At 59.9% G+C, this 17,709-nt stretch carries 11 protein-coding genes; 8 read left to right on the top strand and 3 right to left on the bottom strand.

Going from position 1 to position 17,709, the window contains the following annotated elements:
• The first annotated feature begins 250 nt into the window (after positions 1-250).
• From sS8_RS14940 to sS8_RS14965, 6 genes are all read left to right on the top strand, one after another.
• Positions 251-1,126 carry a hypothetical protein gene (locus sS8_RS14940; RefSeq protein WP_119630305.1) on the top strand — a complete coding sequence of 292 codons (876 nt, stop codon included), beginning with the start codon at positions 251-253 and terminating at the stop codon, positions 1,124-1,126.
• A 113-nt stretch (positions 1,127-1,239) separates the two neighbouring features.
• Positions 1,240-2,769: a type 2 periplasmic-binding domain-containing protein gene (locus sS8_RS14945; RefSeq protein WP_119630306.1), complete on the top strand. Its 1,530-nt coding sequence runs from the start codon at positions 1,240-1,242 to the stop codon at positions 2,767-2,769.
• A gap of 448 nt (positions 2,770-3,217) precedes the next feature.
• Positions 3,218-4,114 carry a VPLPA-CTERM sorting domain-containing protein gene (locus sS8_RS29240; RefSeq protein WP_119630307.1) on the top strand — a complete coding sequence of 299 codons (897 nt, stop codon included), beginning with the start codon at positions 3,218-3,220 and terminating at the stop codon, positions 4,112-4,114.
• A 452-nt stretch (positions 4,115-4,566) separates the two neighbouring features.
• On the top strand, positions 4,567-5,319 hold the full coding sequence (locus sS8_RS14955; protein WP_119630308.1) for a YkgJ family cysteine cluster protein: 753 nt from the start codon (positions 4,567-4,569) through the stop codon (positions 5,317-5,319).
• Between the two features lie 403 nt (positions 5,320-5,722).
• Positions 5,723-6,607, top strand: a complete 885-nt coding sequence (locus sS8_RS14960; protein ID WP_119630309.1) for a hypothetical protein — start codon at positions 5,723-5,725, stop codon at positions 6,605-6,607.
• Positions 6,608-6,701: 94 nt separating this feature from the next.
• Positions 6,702-8,978 (top strand): cytochrome c peroxidase, encoded by a 2,277-nt coding sequence (locus sS8_RS14965; protein ID WP_232020323.1) that lies wholly within the window; start codon positions 6,702-6,704, stop codon positions 8,976-8,978.
• Between the two features lie 957 nt (positions 8,979-9,935).
• Here the strand turns inward: sS8_RS14965 and sS8_RS14975 are convergent.
• From sS8_RS14975 to sS8_RS28165, 3 genes are all read right to left on the bottom strand, one after another.
• Positions 9,936-10,877, bottom strand: a complete 942-nt coding sequence (locus sS8_RS14975; protein WP_145986547.1) for a VPLPA-CTERM sorting domain-containing protein — start codon at positions 10,875-10,877, stop codon at positions 9,936-9,938.
• 297 nt (positions 10,878-11,174) lie between these two features.
• Entirely contained in the window at positions 11,175-12,176 is a 1,002-nt protein-coding gene (locus sS8_RS14980) for a molybdopterin-binding protein (RefSeq protein WP_145986548.1), read from the bottom strand.
• Positions 12,177-12,840: 664 nt separating this feature from the next.
• The gene (locus tag sS8_RS28165; RefSeq protein ID WP_170161096.1) at positions 12,841-13,011 is read right to left on the bottom strand and encodes a hypothetical protein; all 171 of its coding nucleotides are present in this window, start codon (positions 13,009-13,011) and stop codon (positions 12,841-12,843) included.
• Positions 13,012-13,298: 287 nt separating this feature from the next.
• Between sS8_RS28165 and sS8_RS14985 the strand changes: the two genes are divergently transcribed.
• Together sS8_RS14985 and sS8_RS14990 are read left to right on the top strand one after the other, a co-directional pair.
• Positions 13,299-13,745: a hypothetical protein gene (locus sS8_RS14985; protein WP_145986549.1), complete on the top strand. Its 447-nt coding sequence runs from the start codon at positions 13,299-13,301 to the stop codon at positions 13,743-13,745.
• A 564-nt stretch (positions 13,746-14,309) separates the two neighbouring features.
• On the top strand, positions 14,310-17,705 hold the full coding sequence (locus sS8_RS14990) for a two-partner secretion domain-containing protein (RefSeq protein ID WP_119630314.1): 3,396 nt from the start codon (positions 14,310-14,312) through the stop codon (positions 17,703-17,705).
• The last annotated feature ends 4 nt before the right edge of the window (positions 17,706-17,709 follow it).

Here is a 17,709-nt window from a genome sequence, read left to right on the forward strand (position 1 = left end):
TTAACTCCTCTGAGGAAAAAGTATTTTTTGAATTTTTTCTCTTGAGAAATCGGTTTCGTTGTTTACAAACAGATACACCGTTATTTAGGATCAGTCAGCGTTATCACTTAATTGACGTAACGCTATCAGGACTGTCAAGCAGCCGGAATGCCGCGTGGCGAACCCGGAAATCGACCGGACTGCGAGACACGGAATGCCTTCGAGGCAAGCGGTTTTAACCACACTCACGCAAATTCAAAGAGGTATCGATATGAAAACAAAAAGACAGGCCATACTGGCCCGACTTCTCCCCGCCGTCCTGCTGTCGGCGGCTGCTGGCGGGGCTCATGCGGCGATCGCCACCGGTTCGACATTTGGCGGTTCCTCCGGAGAGCTTTTTCTGAGCGTCTGGGACCAAACGTCCGCGTACTCGTACAGCCTGGATCTCGGGGTCACCGTCGAAGATTTCCTTACCGGCCAGAGCACGCCTCGAACCTGGGTTCTGGATCAGCGCTTCGAGGACTTCGCCGCCGCCGGCAATCCTCTCAAGTTCAACATCGCCGCGAACAATACCTATCAAGGCGTCAGCAGCGCCGACTACGGTATTGTTACATCCGTTCAGAACATCCCTACGCAAATCGAAAAAATCAATACCTTTCAAGGGAAAGCCGCCACTGGCCGGCTCGGCCAGATGTCTTCCGCCGTTCAACAGAGGGTGAACCGGCTCAACCAAAGCTCGTCGGCGCAAAACGGCGGCGCCTCCACCTTCGATTTCACCTTGAATCTGAGTGAGGTCACGGACGGAACCGTCGACGCCCACAATGCCTATTTCACCAATATTTGGGGCAATAACCTCGGAGGCAAGCAGGCAGCCGCGAATACCACCGCGACGGTCGGCAGCCCTACCGAACCGGATGAAACCTTGGCGCTGTTCTTTCTTCATTTACAAGGACCCAACGTAAATAAGATTCAGGTCGACCAACTGGGCGGCGGCACCTTCACCTTCGCCCTGGATGTCGCGAACAAGCAACTGGTTTGGTCCGGCAGCGTGGCGCCTGTACCGATTCCGGCTGGCGTCTGGCTGTTGAGCTCGGCCCTGGCCGCCTTAGGTTTTCTGAGGCGCCCCGAGCAGGCCAGCAGCGTCTGAAACCGTCCCTATCACGCCCATGCCAATTTCCAACGGCCCCTGATCTATGCAGGGGTCTCGCCGGGTGCCGGAAAATTTACTGCACCCTATTCCAGCTTTTCGGAGATTTATGAATGATTAAGACGACTCCCTTGAAGGTCCTCGCCGCCGCAGTCCTCGTTTCGGGCGCTGAAGCTGCTTTTGCGCTGACGCCCGCTGCCGGTGCCCCCGAAATTTATTTGTATCTTCCGGGATCGCAGGCGAACGATAGGTTTTTCCAGCCCGCCCTGTGCGTTTCCGGGACCGAGCACGTGTATTTTCAGAACTACACGCCGGCCAATCCGGCCGCGGCCACGAACAATGATTACTGGGCCGTGTACTGCAATACCGACGGCAGCAAGGTCGCCGGTCTCACCGGTACCAAAAGGATCTGGATATCCAGAAGGCGTATCGGCGCGTCCTACGTAGGCATCGAAGCGACGGCGAACGGCACGCTGCTCGATTACCTCCAGGATCCTGCCTCGGCCAACTGCACGGCTCACAACGGCACCTTCGTCAGCGGCGGGACTTCGTTCCCTTACAATTACTCCTGCGGCACGGTGACGGGGGGTATTGCCGCGACCGCCAGCATAGGCGACGTCACGCCGGATGCTTTCCATGGTGCCGACAACGTTCCCGAGGGAAAGCCGGAGATCGACGCCAGCACGATTCCAAATCGCTATGCCATCGCCGGCCACGTGATAGGCATCCCGTCCACCTGGAAACTGCGAAATGCGTTGCAGTACGCGCAAGTTCTGAACGGCAATCTTCCGAGCACTTGCGTCTCGCCCGGCACGGCCGTCAACTACACCAGCAACGGGATCGAGTCGCTGGCCTGCATGCCCAGCCTTACCAAGCAACAGTTGGCGAGCCTGTTTTCCGGCGGCACCAGCGATTGGGATGCGTTCAATGTGAACGTCGGCGGAACGGCGACCTCCTTAAGCGCTGTCGCCGCTCGCTGGGTAAGCCTCGGCGGAGACCCGGCTTATCTCACCGCCCCCGCGGATACCCAGGTTCATTTGTGCCGCCGCGAAAACGGAGCCGGCCAGCAAGTGGCCATGCTGGCCAACATCATGCAGAACCCCTGTCTGGGGGCTTCGTCCCCGGCGCTGGCGCAACCGGGCGGATTCACCGACGCCGTGCTGGCAACCAGCCTGGGCGCGGAGGACAACTGCATGACCAACTTCAATGCCCAAAATAAATGGGCTCTAGGCATTCAGACCACCGAGCGCAACGTTAACTACGCCAACAAAGCCGGGTATCGCTTCATCAAGATCGACGGCGCGCCGCCGACCTTGGAGCAGGTCTACCTGGGCCGCTATCCGCTGTGGTCCGAATACGGCATTCAGTGGATGGACAACGTGACCACCGATGAGCGGAGAGCGCTTCTGGCTCTGGTCGCCTATGCCCAAAATCCCGTCAACGTGGCCGCCCGCAACACCAATATCAACCACAGTTTCGGGAAAGCGGGCTATGTTGCCCTAAGTTCGAATGGCTACGCCCCCGATCCGGTGTGGAATCCGAACAACCCGGTCACCCCGTACACCCGCGCAGCCTCTGGCGCACCCGACGCCTGCACGGTTCCGGTAATCAATCCGGATTACGCCACCGTGGAATTGCGCTGATCGCCCCCGTCCACGCACTCCCCGGCCATTCGGCCGGCCACCGCCGCCATTATTAACCCGGCCCATAAATACAGGCCGGGTTAATCCGGGGCCGGGCGTGTACCGGCCGAGGAGGCGGCCCGAGAATACCAGGCGGGTATTTTCGGGCCTGATTAATAGGAAGCACCAAAAAAGCGCAATGACAACCCCAAACAGCACACTTTGTGTGCGGTTTTCCGGCAATCGGCGAACCCATGCGCCGCAACGGGACAATAAACCTTTGATATACGTTCAATGCGAACGTCCGCCATAGAACGGCATGTTTCATGCTTACTTGCGCTATTAATTATTGGTAATAACGAAAGCCGAGATTTACCGGCTCGTAGGTCGGCTATGTCGGTACGCCGATCGCGACGATCAAGCGAACCGATCCCGAACCCGATTCCCCACAACCGCATGAGAGATCAACATGAACAAAACCCATAGTTTCGCTTGCAGGCCCTTCACGCTTGCCCTGCTGCTGGCGGCAGGTACCGCGCCCGTCTCTGCGCAAGCCTCGATCTTGAGCAGCGAGGCCTTCACCATTATCGGCACCGGCGGGGGCGGCGGCAGCGGCTCCGCAACCAGCGGCATGTTCCTGAGCGACGGCACGGTCTGGGCCGGCGGAGGCGCCGTGGGTCTCCAGGGGCCATCGTCTTTCAACCCGTTCGTTCCGGGCTTTCATCCCACCGCAGGGAATGTCGCCTTCAAGTTCGACGTCGGCGCCGCCGTCGACGCGCTCGACGCCACCCACGGCGCCGGCAACTGGACCATAGACAACGCCAAACTCACCTTCCAATACACCATTTACGCCAACAACACCCGTTTCGGCGGCGGACCGGGTAACTTCGACATCTACTGGGTGGGCAAGGACGACTGGACGGCGGCTTCCGGCGGCGCGCTCAATCCACCCTACGCCACGACGGAAGCGGCGCTGGCCACCTGGTCCGGCAGCCAGGCGCTGATCGGCTCCCCGTATTACGGCTGGAACACACCCACCTACACCGGCAGCACGACCCATTACGGCAATTGGGCCACGGACAAGACCGGAGACCGCCAGGCAACCGTCTCCTACGACCTCGCCCCGGCGCCCGATTTCGTCGAAGACATTCTGTCCGCCTCGGCTTCCGGCGACGCCAATGTCTCGCTCTATCTGATGGCGGCCAGCGATACCCTGGGCATCACGATCTTCACCGGGGGTGCTTCGGTACTCCCTACCCTCAGCTTCGACGTCGTGCCGGCTGCGGTCCCGGTACCGGCAGCCGTTTGGCTGTTCGGCAGTGCGCTGGCCGGTCTCGGTGTGATCGGCCGTCGCAAGGCTGTGTGAACCGGCGTTGGGCGGGCAGGATGCGCGGCATCGCTGCACCCCACCCATCCACAAGAGGGTATGTGGGAAGCGTCGCAAGCAACCCGAGAGCGAGCCGATCGGCGTGATGTTGCGAAGGGATTCGCGACCTAGTTGTAGGTCGGCAATCCTTTGGCGACAAAGACGCCGGATCCGGCCGCGACGTCGCGAAGGGATTCCCGACCTACAGGGTGCACGATCGTAGGTCGGCAATCCTTTGCCGACGAGCGCGTTGGCCCAACGGCGGCGGGAAGGGATTCCCGACCTGCCGATTGGACCGGACATGACGACTGATCGAGGCGAACCTCGGCAAGCTTTGGCCGACAAAGATCGCGCAGTCGCTTCTCACGCCCACTCTAAGCCGACCTCGGAAAACGTCTCGGTCGTGGCGGCAAATCGTCGCTGCCGGTTGTCCCCCGGAAAGGAGCATAGCCATGAATGAAACGGGAACTCTGGAATTCTTTAAGGTGCAAAGCCGGGCATTTGCCGAGACCCTGGCGAAATACTGCGGCCGGGAGGAGTTGATCGATGGTTTGCTGTCGCAGGCCTTCAGCAGTTTCGACGGCAATGTCGCCGTTCAATCCGAAGGTTATCCGGCACTCGCCTGCCACAAGGGCTGTTCGCCCTGTTGTACCTTGCGTGTCACCGCGACCGCCCCGCAGGTCATCTTGATCGCGCGCTACATCCGCTGGACCGAGGCGAGGACCAAAGACGTGAATCTGGCCAAGCGGGTAGCCCGGGCCGACAAGGAAACCCGCGGCCTGACCGAAGCCCGGCGGGTGACGCTAAAGCGCCCGTGTCCTTTTATCCTGCAGGGCGTTTGCGCGATTTATCCGGTGCGGCCGCTGGCCTGCCGGGGCCATGCCTGTTACGACCGGCAGGCCTGCGTCGAAGCCGCCGCCGGACGAATCCGGCAAATCCCGCTGTCCGAGCCGCACCACATCGTACGCAGCCTGGTGCAGAACGCGATGCAGTTCGCCCTGCGCGATGCCGGATACCCCTGGAGCCTGTACGAACTCAACCAGGCGGTGAGCATCGCCTTGACCGAGGAAACCTGTTCCACGCTCTGGGCATTGGGCCAGGATGTGTTTGCCCCGGCAAGGATAGAGGAAGTAAGCCCGGAGGAAATGGCTCAGGTTTTCGACCAGATCAAGGAATCTCTCGGCAACACATCGAGTTTTGGATAGGGGTTTCTTCCCGGGGAGCGAAAGCCCGCGCTCGGCATGCTCGAGATCGGCGTTCGACTGAACATAACATGCTCGAGATCGGCGTTCGACTGAACATAAACGGATGGGTAGAGCGAAGCGAAACCCATCGATGGCGGGTTAGCCCTTCGGCTGGGCTCAGGACAGGCCCTTCGACGGAGCTCAGGACAGGCCCCTCGGCTCCGCTCGGGATTAACCCACCGGTTCGATGTCGCTCGGTGGGTTACGGCGCACGCAAAGCACAGTGACCGGCGGTCGCTCAGTGCTGATGTGCGCCTAACCCACCCTACGAAAACTGAATGCCCTATCGAAAGCAATTTGGAATAACCCGTCTTTCGCATCGCGGGCCGCAGCGGAAGACGTCCGAAAATCTGGAGGACATCTCATGTATGAATTTCGTCTCGAACTTTCCGCAATCGTCGCCGCCTTATCGATGATCCAGACCAATAGCCCCCTGGCCAGCACCGTGCTGAGCGTCGATGCAGTGGCCGACACCTTTATTTCTAGCGACCCGAACTATGCCGACCGGGACCTGTCCGCGTTCGGCGCCATGCAGATTTCGGCGAACCTGCCCAACCCCGTACAGGGCATCAACGATGCAAGAACCCTGCATCTCCTGGTGGCCTACGACACGGCGACGATCAAGGCGGGATTCGATGCCCAGTACGGCGACGGGAACTGGCATGTGACCGACGTCCAGGTCAAGTGGTATTCCAACTTCGACATTTTGGGTATATCGCCTCATAACCCGCAGTTCAACGTGCCCGCCGCCGGCGCCTTCAATATCGCATTGTTGGCGAATAATCAGTGGTTCGACGCGGCGACGGCCGGGGCACAGGGCCTGGCGAATCCCGACCTCAACTGGAACGCGGTGTACGGTGCCGGCGGGGCTTACAACACGCTGCTGGACGGCATGCAGACGCTGGGGACTTATGCCTACGATGGGGGGAATTTCAACGGCACCAATAATTGCGCCAATGATGTCTGTGCGCCCCGTTTCTGGGACCTGGGCGACAACCCCGACTTATTCGACATCGTGACCCGCGGCGGCTTCGTTTCCTTGTTCGGCTCGGCGGCGGACAGCCAGGTCACCTACCTCGTCAACCAGATCACCAAACCCGGCGCGCATCCGCAAATCTTCGTCAGCGCCGCGGCGGGAGCCTCGCCCGTGCCGATACCCGCCGCCGCCTGGCTGTTCCTGAGCGCGGGCCTGTCCCTGCTCGGCGTCTCGACCGGAAAGACCCGCGCGAGGCGAAACAGCCGACTATAGCGATGTCCGCGCTCCACTGCGGGCGCGGAATTCAGTCCACAATCGCACCGGCTCAAGCCGGTATCACCTGCGAAACCAAGCTTCGGACGACGACGTGAATCAGCGAACCTTGTATAAGCTCATCTTGGCGGGCGGCTTGCTGGCGGCGCATTGGGCCCGGGCTGCCGGCCCCGTGCCGGTCTCTTTGCGCAACGTGCCTATCCCGCCGGTCCCCGGTCTACTGGATGGCGCCGACCCCATCGTGCTCGACAAGAACCTGGCGATCGCGCTGGGCAAGGCGCTGTTCTGGGACCAGAACGTCGGTTCCGACGGCCAGGCCTGCGCCGCCTGCCATTTCCACGCCGGCGCCGACGCGCGCGTCAAGAACCAGATCAACCCCGGCCAGAACAGTCCGGATGCCAGCGGCCAGACCTTCGATATGCTGCCTTCGGGAAGCGGCGGCCCCAACCACAGCTTGAATCCGGACGATTTTCCCCTGCACCGGTTCAGTGATCCGAGCACGAATACCAGCCCGGTGATTTTCAGCACCGACGATGTGGTGGGCTCCGCCGGCACTTTCGGGGGCGAGTACATCGCTACATCGCGCTTTGGCGGAACCGAGGACCAATGCCTGCGCGGCGCCGACCCGACATTCAGGGTCAATCCTGTCGGCGTTCGCAAGGTCACGGCGAGAAACGCGCCGACCGTCATCAATGCCGTCTTCAACCACCGTCAGTTCTGGGACGGCCGCGCCAATAATGTCTTCAACGGCAGCAGTCCCTGGGGCGAACGCGATCCGGACGCAGGTGTCTGGGTTAAAGTCGACGCCAGAACCGTGGTCAAGCAACGCTTGCATCTCATCAATTCGTCGCTGGCTTCTCAGGCGCTGGCACCGCCGGTGGAGAACGCAGTCGAAATGGGCTGCTCCGGACGCACCTGGCCGGACATCGGCCGGAAGCTCTTGTTGCGGCAGCCTTTGCAATACCAGCAAGTCCACCCGCAGGACAGCGTGCTGGGGCCCTACAGCCTCAGCACCGATGGAAACCTGAAACCCGGTCTGAACACCACCTACAAAAACCTGATCGTTCGGGCCTTCAACCCCAAATACTGGGCTTACGGCGGAATCGGCCCGTTCGGAGCGCCGGCCGGGGGAGGCATGCCTTATAACCAGATGGAAGCCAATTTCGCGATGTTTTTCGGCCTCGCCATCCAGCTGTACGAGTCCACACTGGTATCCGATCAATCGCCGTTTGATCTGAGTCCCGTCGATGCCGAGATGAAACCAACCTGGAGCAATGTCGTCGCGGATACGCCGGAACATACCGCGGCCCTGGTTGCTTCGCTGAAAAACGGCGTCGACTTGTTCATGCACAATCATTGCAATCTTTGCCATACCGGCCCGAACCTGACCTTGGCAGCGGTCGCGACCAACGCCGCCTTGCTGACGCCGCTTCCGGGTCGCAGCTTCGGTCCGCCGGACACGCCGATCCCATTCGGGCCGAATGCCTTCGGACCTTTCAACGCAGCGTCCAGAGCCGGTCTCAATCGATACGGCAATACTGTGACGCGCGACACCAACGTGCAACAGCTTCCGAAATTGATGGACCTGGGTTTCGCGAATATCGGCGTTACCGCTCCCGATGCCGATATCGGCCTGGCAGGCGTCGATGCGTTCGGCAACCCCTTGTCCTACAGCGCGCAATACATCCGGTATCTCGCGGGAGATGCGGCGGGTATCGTCGACCCCGGCGTGGATAGCATCCGTGCCTGCGATTTCATCAGTCCCCTCGCCTACAACCTCGAACTGAACCTGCCCCATTATTTTCTGCCTAGCGACGGGCTGATCCCAGACGGCAGCCGTGAAGGCGTGTTGCGCAACCAGAACTGCATCAATCCGATTACAGCCTATATTCCGACGCCGGCCGCGGCGCAGGCCCATCTGTCCAGCACCAAGATGGCCCTCGCAACCTACGGGGCTTTCAAAATTCCGACGCTGCGCAATATCGAGCTGACCGGCCCGTACATGCACAACGGCGGTATGGCGACTTTACGCCAGGTCGTGGTGTTTTATGCCCGACACGGCAATTTCGTCAGCGATACCCAGCATTTTCACCTCAGCAGCCTGTCGACCCTGCTGGATTCCAGCCAGAACATTACCGACCTGATCAACTTCCTGCTTGCATTGACCGACGAGCGGGTGAGATACCAGCGGGCACCGTTCGATCATCCGCAACTGTTGGTAGCCCATGGCCACGTCGGCGATGAACGGCAGGTGAGCGGCGGCCACCCGCTCGATGCAAAACTGGGACAAGACGAAATCATGGTCCTTCCCGCCGTCGGCGCCAGCGGGTCGGTGACGCCGATTTCCGCCTTCTTATCGGCCGCGCCTTAGCGGGAATTCGGCTCACGAGTTTCGGATCACGGCCAGGCGGTCTGCCGAGCGGGAACGGCGCGGCTGCCAACCGCCCCTCGTGGACGCGTTCCCCCAGACAGGCCCGGCCTGGTCATCGCACCTGGCAACTAAGTACATTCCATAAATTATTGCGAAGTCTCGACAAATTAATTCGATTGGCGGGTTTCTCCTGCAGTGGTGCGTAGGCCGCAAGACTTCCCTGAATGTATTTAGAGCATTTTCTAATCAGCTTTGCGGCGTTGCTGAATCGTCCCGTATGGCGCGCCCGAGCATCGCCAGCTGGAGGCGGAACCGCCTGAAGGGGCACGCGGGGGAGCGTGTGCGGCGACAGAGGCACACGGACGGGCCTTCTGTCGCCCGCGGCTCCAGCCAGCGACGCGCAGGATCAACGCGCCATCCGGGTGCCCGCTGATTCACACCTTCCCTGGTGCGAACCCTTCGGGCGCGCTCCGCTCGTCCAAATCGGCTCCCGGCCGATTTGTCTTTTGGTTACTTTTTCTTTGCGCACGCAAAGACAAACTCGCCGGGAGCGACCATTCCGCCGGGAGCGGAATGGGACGAACAACGTTCGCCCGAAGGGCAAACCCCAGGGATGGGGTTTGCAAAAGTAACTCGCCGGAGGGCGAGACACGCTTCAAACTCAATGGCTGCCGAAGACAGCTTCCTTTTCGAGGGGTACACCAGCGATGAAAACGCTTTTGCCGAATCGCGACGGGCAGAGGAACAGGAGAAGAGGATTTCAGACGCGATTCGATGCCGGCCTGGGCGTAAAGGCGGTCATGGCGCCCCGTGCCAGCGTAAAGACCAGGTCGCCGAGTTGCCGACAGACTGCTGGCTATGAATCTGCATAGAATCCTTACCGGTGTTAGATCGCCATCACTTTCGCCCAGTCCCCTCCCGATGGGAGGGGATGAAGCGTTACCTAAGGTATTTACGTTAAAGCGCGGAAAAGGTACGACTCGCCGCCGAATTTCTTTGACGCCGGCCGATAAACCCAAAGCCCGCCAGAGCACTGCCCAGCAGCCAGACCGCGGGCGGCAAGGGTACGGGCGCCACGGCAGTGGTGGTAATGGAATAGCCGCTCTGACCAGGGTCCGCCAAATTGGTGGAGAGACGGTTAGTCCAGTCGATGGAATCGCCGCCGGTATTCGAGCTCAATGCATAGGCGTAGGCATTGAATGCAAGCGTTGTCTCGTAGAGGCCGGAAACGGTGAACTCCACTTTGGCGTTTCCGCTGTCGATCAGCGAGCGGTCTGAGGTATTGCCCACATAAAGGTCGATGAACAGCAGGTATGAGGCCGTAGATGGATCATTGATATCCTGGCCGGAATAAAAAGGCAGTACCCAGCCGTTTCCGGGACCCGGTTTTGCGGTATTGGGACCATATAGAAAATCGCTTTTGCTAAAGGTTTCATCCACGGCCCCGGATACGTAACGAATGTCCGCGCCCACGGTTTGGTTCATGGTCGGTGTCCATTGATAGCCGCTGGATGTGATGCTCAAGCTGAAGTCGTCGGAAACCGGCCCTTGAACCGAGGCCAAGAGAATGATGGCGTCATTGTAGCCCCGACCGCCGGTGGTGCTGACCCAGAACGTGCCGGAGGTGGAGGAGGTATCGATGTTTTGAGTCGTCACCTGTCCATTGACGCCAGCGATCGAACTGTCCGTCGTGATATGCAATTGGTTCAAACCGCCGCCGTCGGCCTTGATGTAATAGGAGCCATCGGGACCGGAACCGTACTGCGAGCCGCTGTCGTTGGCGACGTTGATGTAAATGTGGTGATGATCCGGGAGCGGAACGGTGTTGGCCAACACCAGGCTCGATTGACTGAATAAAACGGTGCCCATCAGCACCGTTAAAATTGCTCGATTTTTCATCTCTCCATCCTTTCGTTTAGGTTGAACGGTCAATCCCGGCGAATTTGTGGGTCGAACGGAGTTCGCCCAACCTCCCCTCACGCCGACCTTTACCAAAGGGAGAGGGTGAACCCATGAGCCCGTTTCCCTCTGGCCGGGAAGAGCAGAGCGAGGGGGCAAAGCCGGTTTGGGATGAGGGCTTTAGGTTCCGGGCACGAAGGCCCGGAACCTAAAGGTTGGAATGACGGAATCAGCCAAACCAACGCTTTTGAAGTCCCCGCCCCAGCCCTTCCGAACAGGAGGGGACAACCGATCCGACTACGCGGCCGAGCGTTGCCTCCGGCCGGTGAAGACAAAGACGCACGCGCCGGACAGCATCAGAAGGACAGCAGGCGGAACCGGAACCGTGACCACTTCCAGACTGACCAGGTTGGACACATAGCGACCGCCGCGCGTATCGCCCGGTACGACGATGCGTGCGAATCCGCTGCTGTCCAGAGATCCGCCCGAACCGTTGGCGTAAGCCACCAGGTCGCCCCGGTTGCCGTACTGCGGCATGATCTCTTCCAGTCCGAAGACGGACGCGTAGTTGTCGGTACCTGTTGCGACCACATAGGATTTCAAGAGCGTTGCCGGGTTGGTCGAGATGCCGGCGGCGACCAGCAAATCCCATAACGAGACGCCGGTAAAACCCTGGCCGCCACCCGCGACCAGAGGGGTGCCATCCGGATTTGTAAATTCCGTATGGGGCGCCAGCGAACCCGGCAATTCGGCTGCCGTATAGGTAGTCGGATTGGAAACATCGCCGAAGACGCTGAACGAGGTGGAAGGGCCTTGAGTGCCCAATCCGGGATAATCGACGTGGCCAACGCTCAAGCTGGTGAGGTCGAAGACGTGGGCGCCGTCTGTAGCGATCAGGCTGGGCGCCGACAACGCGCCATTGCTATCGCTGAAGGCGATGATACTGTTTTGGGTGCCGAAATTGGCGTCAGCCAAATTGCCCAGCGAATACACGATGGTGCCGCTGGCGCCGGTGGCAACGACATAATCGCGCAGAATATCGTTCTTAGGTACGGTGGGGTCCGTGGCTAAATAAGTATTCAAATAGCTGTATAATGACACGCCGGTATACGTATTGTCGCCAACCGTTACCGTGGCGGTGCTACCGAAACTTTGGAGGTCGGTGATGCTGAAGCTGGAAGGACTGCCGGCGTTCAGAAAACCGGCAAGCGCGACATCTGCTTGTGCAGCTGCCGATAGTGTCAGCAAAAATGCAGATGCAATAGCCGCTGTACGAAGGTTCGATTTAAAGATTGACATGGTTTTTCCCCCTCGGTTAATGCCTATCGCCCTTGCGGGCCGTTAATGCGATCATGAGCCGCGTATGCTTGTCCTATCCCGGCCGCCTCACGGTTGGGTGCGGCCCGCCGAATGTCCTATCCACGTCCGATCCAGCGTCAGTAACGCGCCGTCAAGCCGGCTTCGCCTGGTGGCGGGCATTCCTCATTCGTCCCATCCGAGGATCGGTCGTATTGCTTGGAATATGTTGTTGGTGTACCTGCCGCCCGACGATGACCTAGCAGATGCGAACACGCGCGGGTTCCTTTGAATGATCAAGCAACAGCGCACGCCGGTTTTGCATAGTCCGGCGGACGCGCTTCTCTATTTATTTTTGTACACAACGCTAAACTGAAGGGTATGGCTGGGTCAAATATCCCCTTGGAAACGGCGTGTTTCTAAAAAACAACACATTTGCCGCCCTGAGTTTGAGAGAAAAGCGCGAAAGTCCGAGTGGGACAGGTCCATCCAGTCAGCGGAGAGACACGATGCAAGAGAAAGGGATGGAAATGTAGGTAGTTGATGATGCGAATGCCGAAGCAATCTGCCATCCTGTTCGCGGTTCGCTTTGTGGATGCGGCTAGTACCGCAAACTCGGGCACAAAGACCACGCCAGGACATGACAACCGGCACGAACAGGCGAAGCCTAAAGTTTGATTGAGAAATAATTTCGAAAATAAAGATTGACGATATTTATTTCAATATATAGCGTCATCCATCGTTTTTTCCCAGCAATGCTTCCAGCAGAAACCAAAGGCGCATCCGAATGACGCAAGTACATCAGCGCTCGCCGCTCCATCCTGTAAGCGACGGTCATTCCTTGATCCCTTGGGCCCAGTGCGGCTGTGCTGTCATTGTGGCTGCACCGTCTGCATCGCCTGCTACGACAACCACCGTCAGCCACCACCTTAATCCCCACCGGGACGGGGCGCTGCCGGCGATCTGGACTGGCTCTGCGGCACCGGCGCATATCGGAAGCCTCAACGTCATGAGGTACGCCGAACCGGGCAGCGGCGAATTGGCGATCCTGTCGCCGCTTGCCTGGCTATTCGGGAGCGCCCTGACTGGCCTATGGTTAAGCAGGCGTGGCCGGGAACCAAACCGATGAGCCGATACGCCTCCCCGGATGTGACGCCGCGCTTTCTGTTGTTTCACCTGCATCCCATTAGTGCACGCCTGCTGTTCATGCGTCATGTCTCCGGCAGCATACTCGCGCCTCGCCAGCTGCCTCTGTTGTCCAGTCTCATAGAAGAAGACCCGCCGGAATGGGAAATGGCGCTTAGCGAGCAGCTCCGGCTAGGTATCCAGTTGAACGAAGACCTGGGCTTCGAACCCGGAATGCTGCTCGTAGACGGAAAATTTCGCCGGCAGGCCGAGATACCCAGGGGGCGAGTCGACCTGTATTTGGCCCGGTTTAGCACCTTCGATGCGCCGCACGACGCGGTCCGAGCGAGAGGCGGTGCACTGAGCCCGATCAACGAGCTGTACGGCCGCCACCCGGTGGAAATGGCGGTATTACGCTGGGCTTTCGATTATCTGCTGAATAGCTGAACACGCCGGGGGCTGCTTCCTGCTGTTAAGCCCCGTCTCCTCATCTTCCATCCCGGCGTGCCGGCAGATGGGAACGACAAAAAGGCTTGGGACCCGACTCGATCTGCTCCCTCCGGCTGGTTGGCCAATGCTTCGGCGGGTTTGTACTTCCTCGTTTTCTCCATCCTTCTGCTTCTCAATCCGCCCTGATACTCTCCGGCGCGGCAGTGACCTGCACGCCCTGGCAATTCCGCGACCTTCGATTCCCGTTCATCGGCGCGTGAGCTGCGCATGCCGAGGGCGTCTTTCGCTGGCGGTTTTCGATGCCAGACCGTTATGTACCCTGATTGTTACATTACCGACAATGCCGAGATGCATTTGTCTCGTTTGTAGACAACATCACATAACGCATGTGTCTCGTTGATATCGGAAAAGCAATGTTGTCGGGAGACACCGGTTTGTCACTGCGTGCAAGATAAACGGGTTGTCGGATTTTCGGGTGACGTGTCATCGATCGCCGCCACGACGCATCTGATTTGGCATGTATGTTGTTTGGCGACTCGCTATAACCTCTAAGAAATAGCGATGACCAAAATTCAGCACCCCCCGATGCCGTTCTCGCGCAACAAACTCGCCCTTGCCGTTTCGACGGCGCTGGCTCTGTGCCCCATGCCGCTGCCGGCCGCCCCCGAGGGCGGCGCGGTCGTCAGCGGCAGCGCGGTCATCAGCCAGTCGGGCACGGTCACCGACATCGCCCAACACACCGAAAAGGCGGCCATCAACTGGCAGGGCTTCTCGGTGGGCCGCGCCGAATCGGTCAACTTCCAGCAGCCGAACTCATCGTCGATCACCCTCAACCGCGTGGTGGGTCACGAAAAAAGCGTGATCGAAGGGGCACTCAAGGCGAACGGACAGATCTTCCTGGTCAATGCCAACGGCGTACTCTTCGCCCGGGGCAGCAGTGTCAATGCCGCCGGGCTGGTGGCGAGCACGCTGGACATCCGCAACGAAGACTTCGAAGCCGGCCGCTACGTCTTCCAGGGCAATAGCGGCAGCGGATCGGTGATCAACATGGGCACCCTCAGCGCGGCGGAGGGCGGCTATGTGGCGCTGCTGGGCAAGGAAGTCGTGAACCAGGGCGTGATCGTCGCCACCCGCGGCACGGCGGCGCTGAGCGCCGGCGAGCGGATCACGCTCAACTTCAACGGCGATTCGCTGGTTAACGTCAGTATTGACGAAGGCGCGCTCAAGGCGCTGGTGGAGAACAAGGAGGCCATCTACGCCGACGGCGGCAAGATCATCCTCACCGCCAAAGCCGCTGACGAACTGCTCGGCAGCCAGGTGAACAACGACGGGTTGATCCAGGCGCAAACCTTGGACGACCTCAAGGGCGAGATCGTCGCCCATGCCTACGGCGGCACCGCCCATATCGACGGCACGCTGGACGCCTCCGCGCCCGACGGCGGCGACGGCGGCTTCATCGAGACCAGCGGCGACAAGGTGAAGATCGCCGAGAACGCCGTGATCACCGCCAAAGCTGCCGGCGGCAAGAACGGCACCTGGCTGATCGATCCCGACGGTTACACCATCGCCAACAGCGGCGGCGACATCAGCGCCACTCAGCTTTCCGGTTTCCTGGCCAGCGATGCGGCGAACATCATCATCGAATCGACCCAGGGCAGCGGTTCCGACGGCGACCTCCATGTCAACGACGCCGTGAGCTGGGCCAGCAACGCCAAGCTCACCCTCAAGGCCACCGACGACGTCAACGTCAATGCGGCCATTACCGCCAGCGGGGACGCGGCCGGCCTCACCCTCGACGCCGGGCAGGACGTCAATGTCAACAACGCCATCACCCTGAGCGGCAACCACGCGACAATGGCGGTGAATCACGGCCGCGACTACACCATCCGCACCAAGGCCAGCTACGCCGGCACCGAGCTCAATGCCGACGGCATTCCGGTCGCCAAGCAGGATACCAGCGGCGGCGTGTACGGCAGCATCACGCTGTCCGGCACCGACAGCAGTTTGAAGATCAACGGTCAGGATTACACGCTGATCCGCAGCATGGACGATCTGGCGGCGATCAGCGGTACGGTCGGCCATTACGCCTTGGCCAATGACCTCGATGCGGCGGACTGGAGCAGTGCCCATATCGGCTCCCCAACGGTGGTTGACCGGTTTTCGGGCGTGCTGACCGGCCTGGGACATACCGTCAGCAATCTGACCCTCCGTGTGTCGGAGGCCCCAGTCGATAATCCGTTTGGGAGCTGGCGCCTGGGGTTGATCGGTTGGGCGGAGAACGCCACCACGCTCCGCGACATCGGCGTCGTCAACGCCGACATTTCAGTCACGGGCACGGCGCAGGGAGGCGGCGGCATTCTGGCCGCCGTTGTCGGAGGCGACGACGACCCGGAAACGCCCTTCTTCCCGGGCAACATCTATAACGCCTACAGCACCGGCAGCATCAAGGGAACCTACGGGGTAGCGGGTCTTGTTTCATCGCTCTTAGGGAATATCTCCTACGCCTACTCCACCGCCGATGTCGTTAGCGGGGACACCAATCTTCCCGGGGGGAATTCCGGCGGTTTGATAGGCAGAGCGACTGCTGCCGAGCTCAAAAACGTCCACGCGACCGGGAATGTTACGTTGCTCGGTGAATGGAACGAGAGCGGGCCTAGCAGCAGTGGTGGCCTGGTCGGCTGGATGATACGTTCGAGTATAGCCAGCGCCTATGCCGTGGGCAGCGTCGATGGTACTGACTTGTCGGTGAGTTTGGGCGGACTGGTCGGCGAGATGCGAAGTCAGGAGGCTAATGATGGCTCTGCAGTTCCCATATCTATCCAGGATTCCTTTGCGACCGGAAATGTCACAGGCGGAAAAAAGCTCGGCGGGCTCGTCGGCGAAATCGGGCAGGTTCCAACAGATACTCCGGTTACCGTGAAAAATAGTTATGCGACAGGGAACGTGACCGCCAACTATCCGCAAATGGATGCACTGGGGGATGGCACCGGCGGGTTAATAGGCTATGCGAATTTAGGTGACGGGATATTAACGATGGATCGCGCCTTTGCCACCGGCAAAGTTGTGCTCGGCGATAGTTACGGCAGCATCTCCGGAAATGCAGGGGGGCTGATCGGCCGGTTGAACATCAAGGCCGGCACAATCACCAATTCCTACGCCACCGGCGATGTTTATGCGCCTAAGTCTAATGCTGTAGGTGGTTTGATTGGTGGTGCGAATAGCCTAGGTAGGGATAACCATATGCTTACCATCACCGGCTCTTATGCGACAGGGAATGTCACCGGCAATAGAACCGTAGGCGGCTTGATTGGTTCGCTTACCGGTGCTTTTTCAGGTCTGGCAATTGGAACACCTTCCGCCCACATCAGCAATTCATGGTCGAGCGGAAAAGTCGCCGGAGGAGACAGAGGCGTGGGTGGCTTGATCGGGCAGACGGGCAGGGCAATCATCGATAACGAGGTGTATTACAACGCCGAGGGCGTTTCCGCTTCTATCGGCAGAGTTACCAGCCCTATCGGCGGAGGCAGTACTACGATCGATAACAGCCAGGGTTTGACCGGCGATCAGCTCAAAGATATCCAGTACTACGCCAACGGCACCATCGACCAGGTGCTGGCCGACCGAGCAGCCGCTGCGGCCGCCCAAGCCGCCGCACAAGCCGCCGCACAAGCCGCCGCACAAGCCGCCGCACAAGCCGCCGCACAAGCCGCCGCCCAAGCTGCCGCCCAAGCTGTAGCCAACACTGCATCACAGCTGGGCTCCACACGGGTCGCGGAGACGCAACGGCAAACTGTCACCGGAGCAGGCGCCATCACATTGTCGTCCGTCGCAGCCCCGCCAAACCTGGATAGCAACATCATTATCAACGACCCCGCCAGCTACTCCGCCAACGTGCGGCGTATCGAGGTCGATGGCGTGATTTATGACCTGGAGGAGGAGGAGGATAAAACCGAATAAGGCA

The sequence above is a fragment of the Methylocaldum marinum genome (assembly GCF_003584645.1).
GTDB classification, from domain to species: Bacteria; Pseudomonadota; Gammaproteobacteria; order Methylococcales; family Methylococcaceae; genus Methylocaldum; species Methylocaldum marinum.

Excerpts from the sequence above, each read along its gene's own strand:
- sS8_RS14940 (WP_119630305.1), top strand. The coding sequence starts at position 251 with ATGAAAACAAAAAGACAGGCCATACTGGCCCGACTTCTCCCCGCCGTC.
- sS8_RS14945 (WP_119630306.1), top strand. The coding sequence starts at position 1,240 with ATGATTAAGACGACTCCCTTGAAGGTCCTCGCCGCCGCAGTCCTCGTT.
- sS8_RS29240 (WP_119630307.1), top strand. The coding sequence starts at position 3,218 with ATGAACAAAACCCATAGTTTCGCTTGCAGGCCCTTCACGCTTGCCCTG.
- sS8_RS14955 (WP_119630308.1), top strand. The coding sequence starts at position 4,567 with ATGAATGAAACGGGAACTCTGGAATTCTTTAAGGTGCAAAGCCGGGCA.
- sS8_RS14960 (WP_119630309.1), top strand. The coding sequence starts at position 5,723 with ATGTATGAATTTCGTCTCGAACTTTCCGCAATCGTCGCCGCCTTATCG.
- sS8_RS14975 (WP_145986547.1), bottom strand. The coding sequence starts at position 10,877 with ATGAAAAATCGAGCAATTTTAACGGTGCTGATGGGCACCGTTTTATTC.
- sS8_RS14980 (WP_145986548.1), bottom strand. The coding sequence starts at position 12,176 with ATGTCAATCTTTAAATCGAACCTTCGTACAGCGGCTATTGCATCTGCA.
- sS8_RS28165 (WP_170161096.1), bottom strand. The coding sequence starts at position 13,011 with ATGACCGTCGCTTACAGGATGGAGCGGCGAGCGCTGATGTACTTGCGT.
- sS8_RS14985 (WP_145986549.1), top strand. The coding sequence starts at position 13,299 with ATGAGCCGATACGCCTCCCCGGATGTGACGCCGCGCTTTCTGTTGTTT.
- sS8_RS14990 (WP_119630314.1), top strand. The coding sequence starts at position 14,310 with ATGACCAAAATTCAGCACCCCCCGATGCCGTTCTCGCGCAACAAACTC.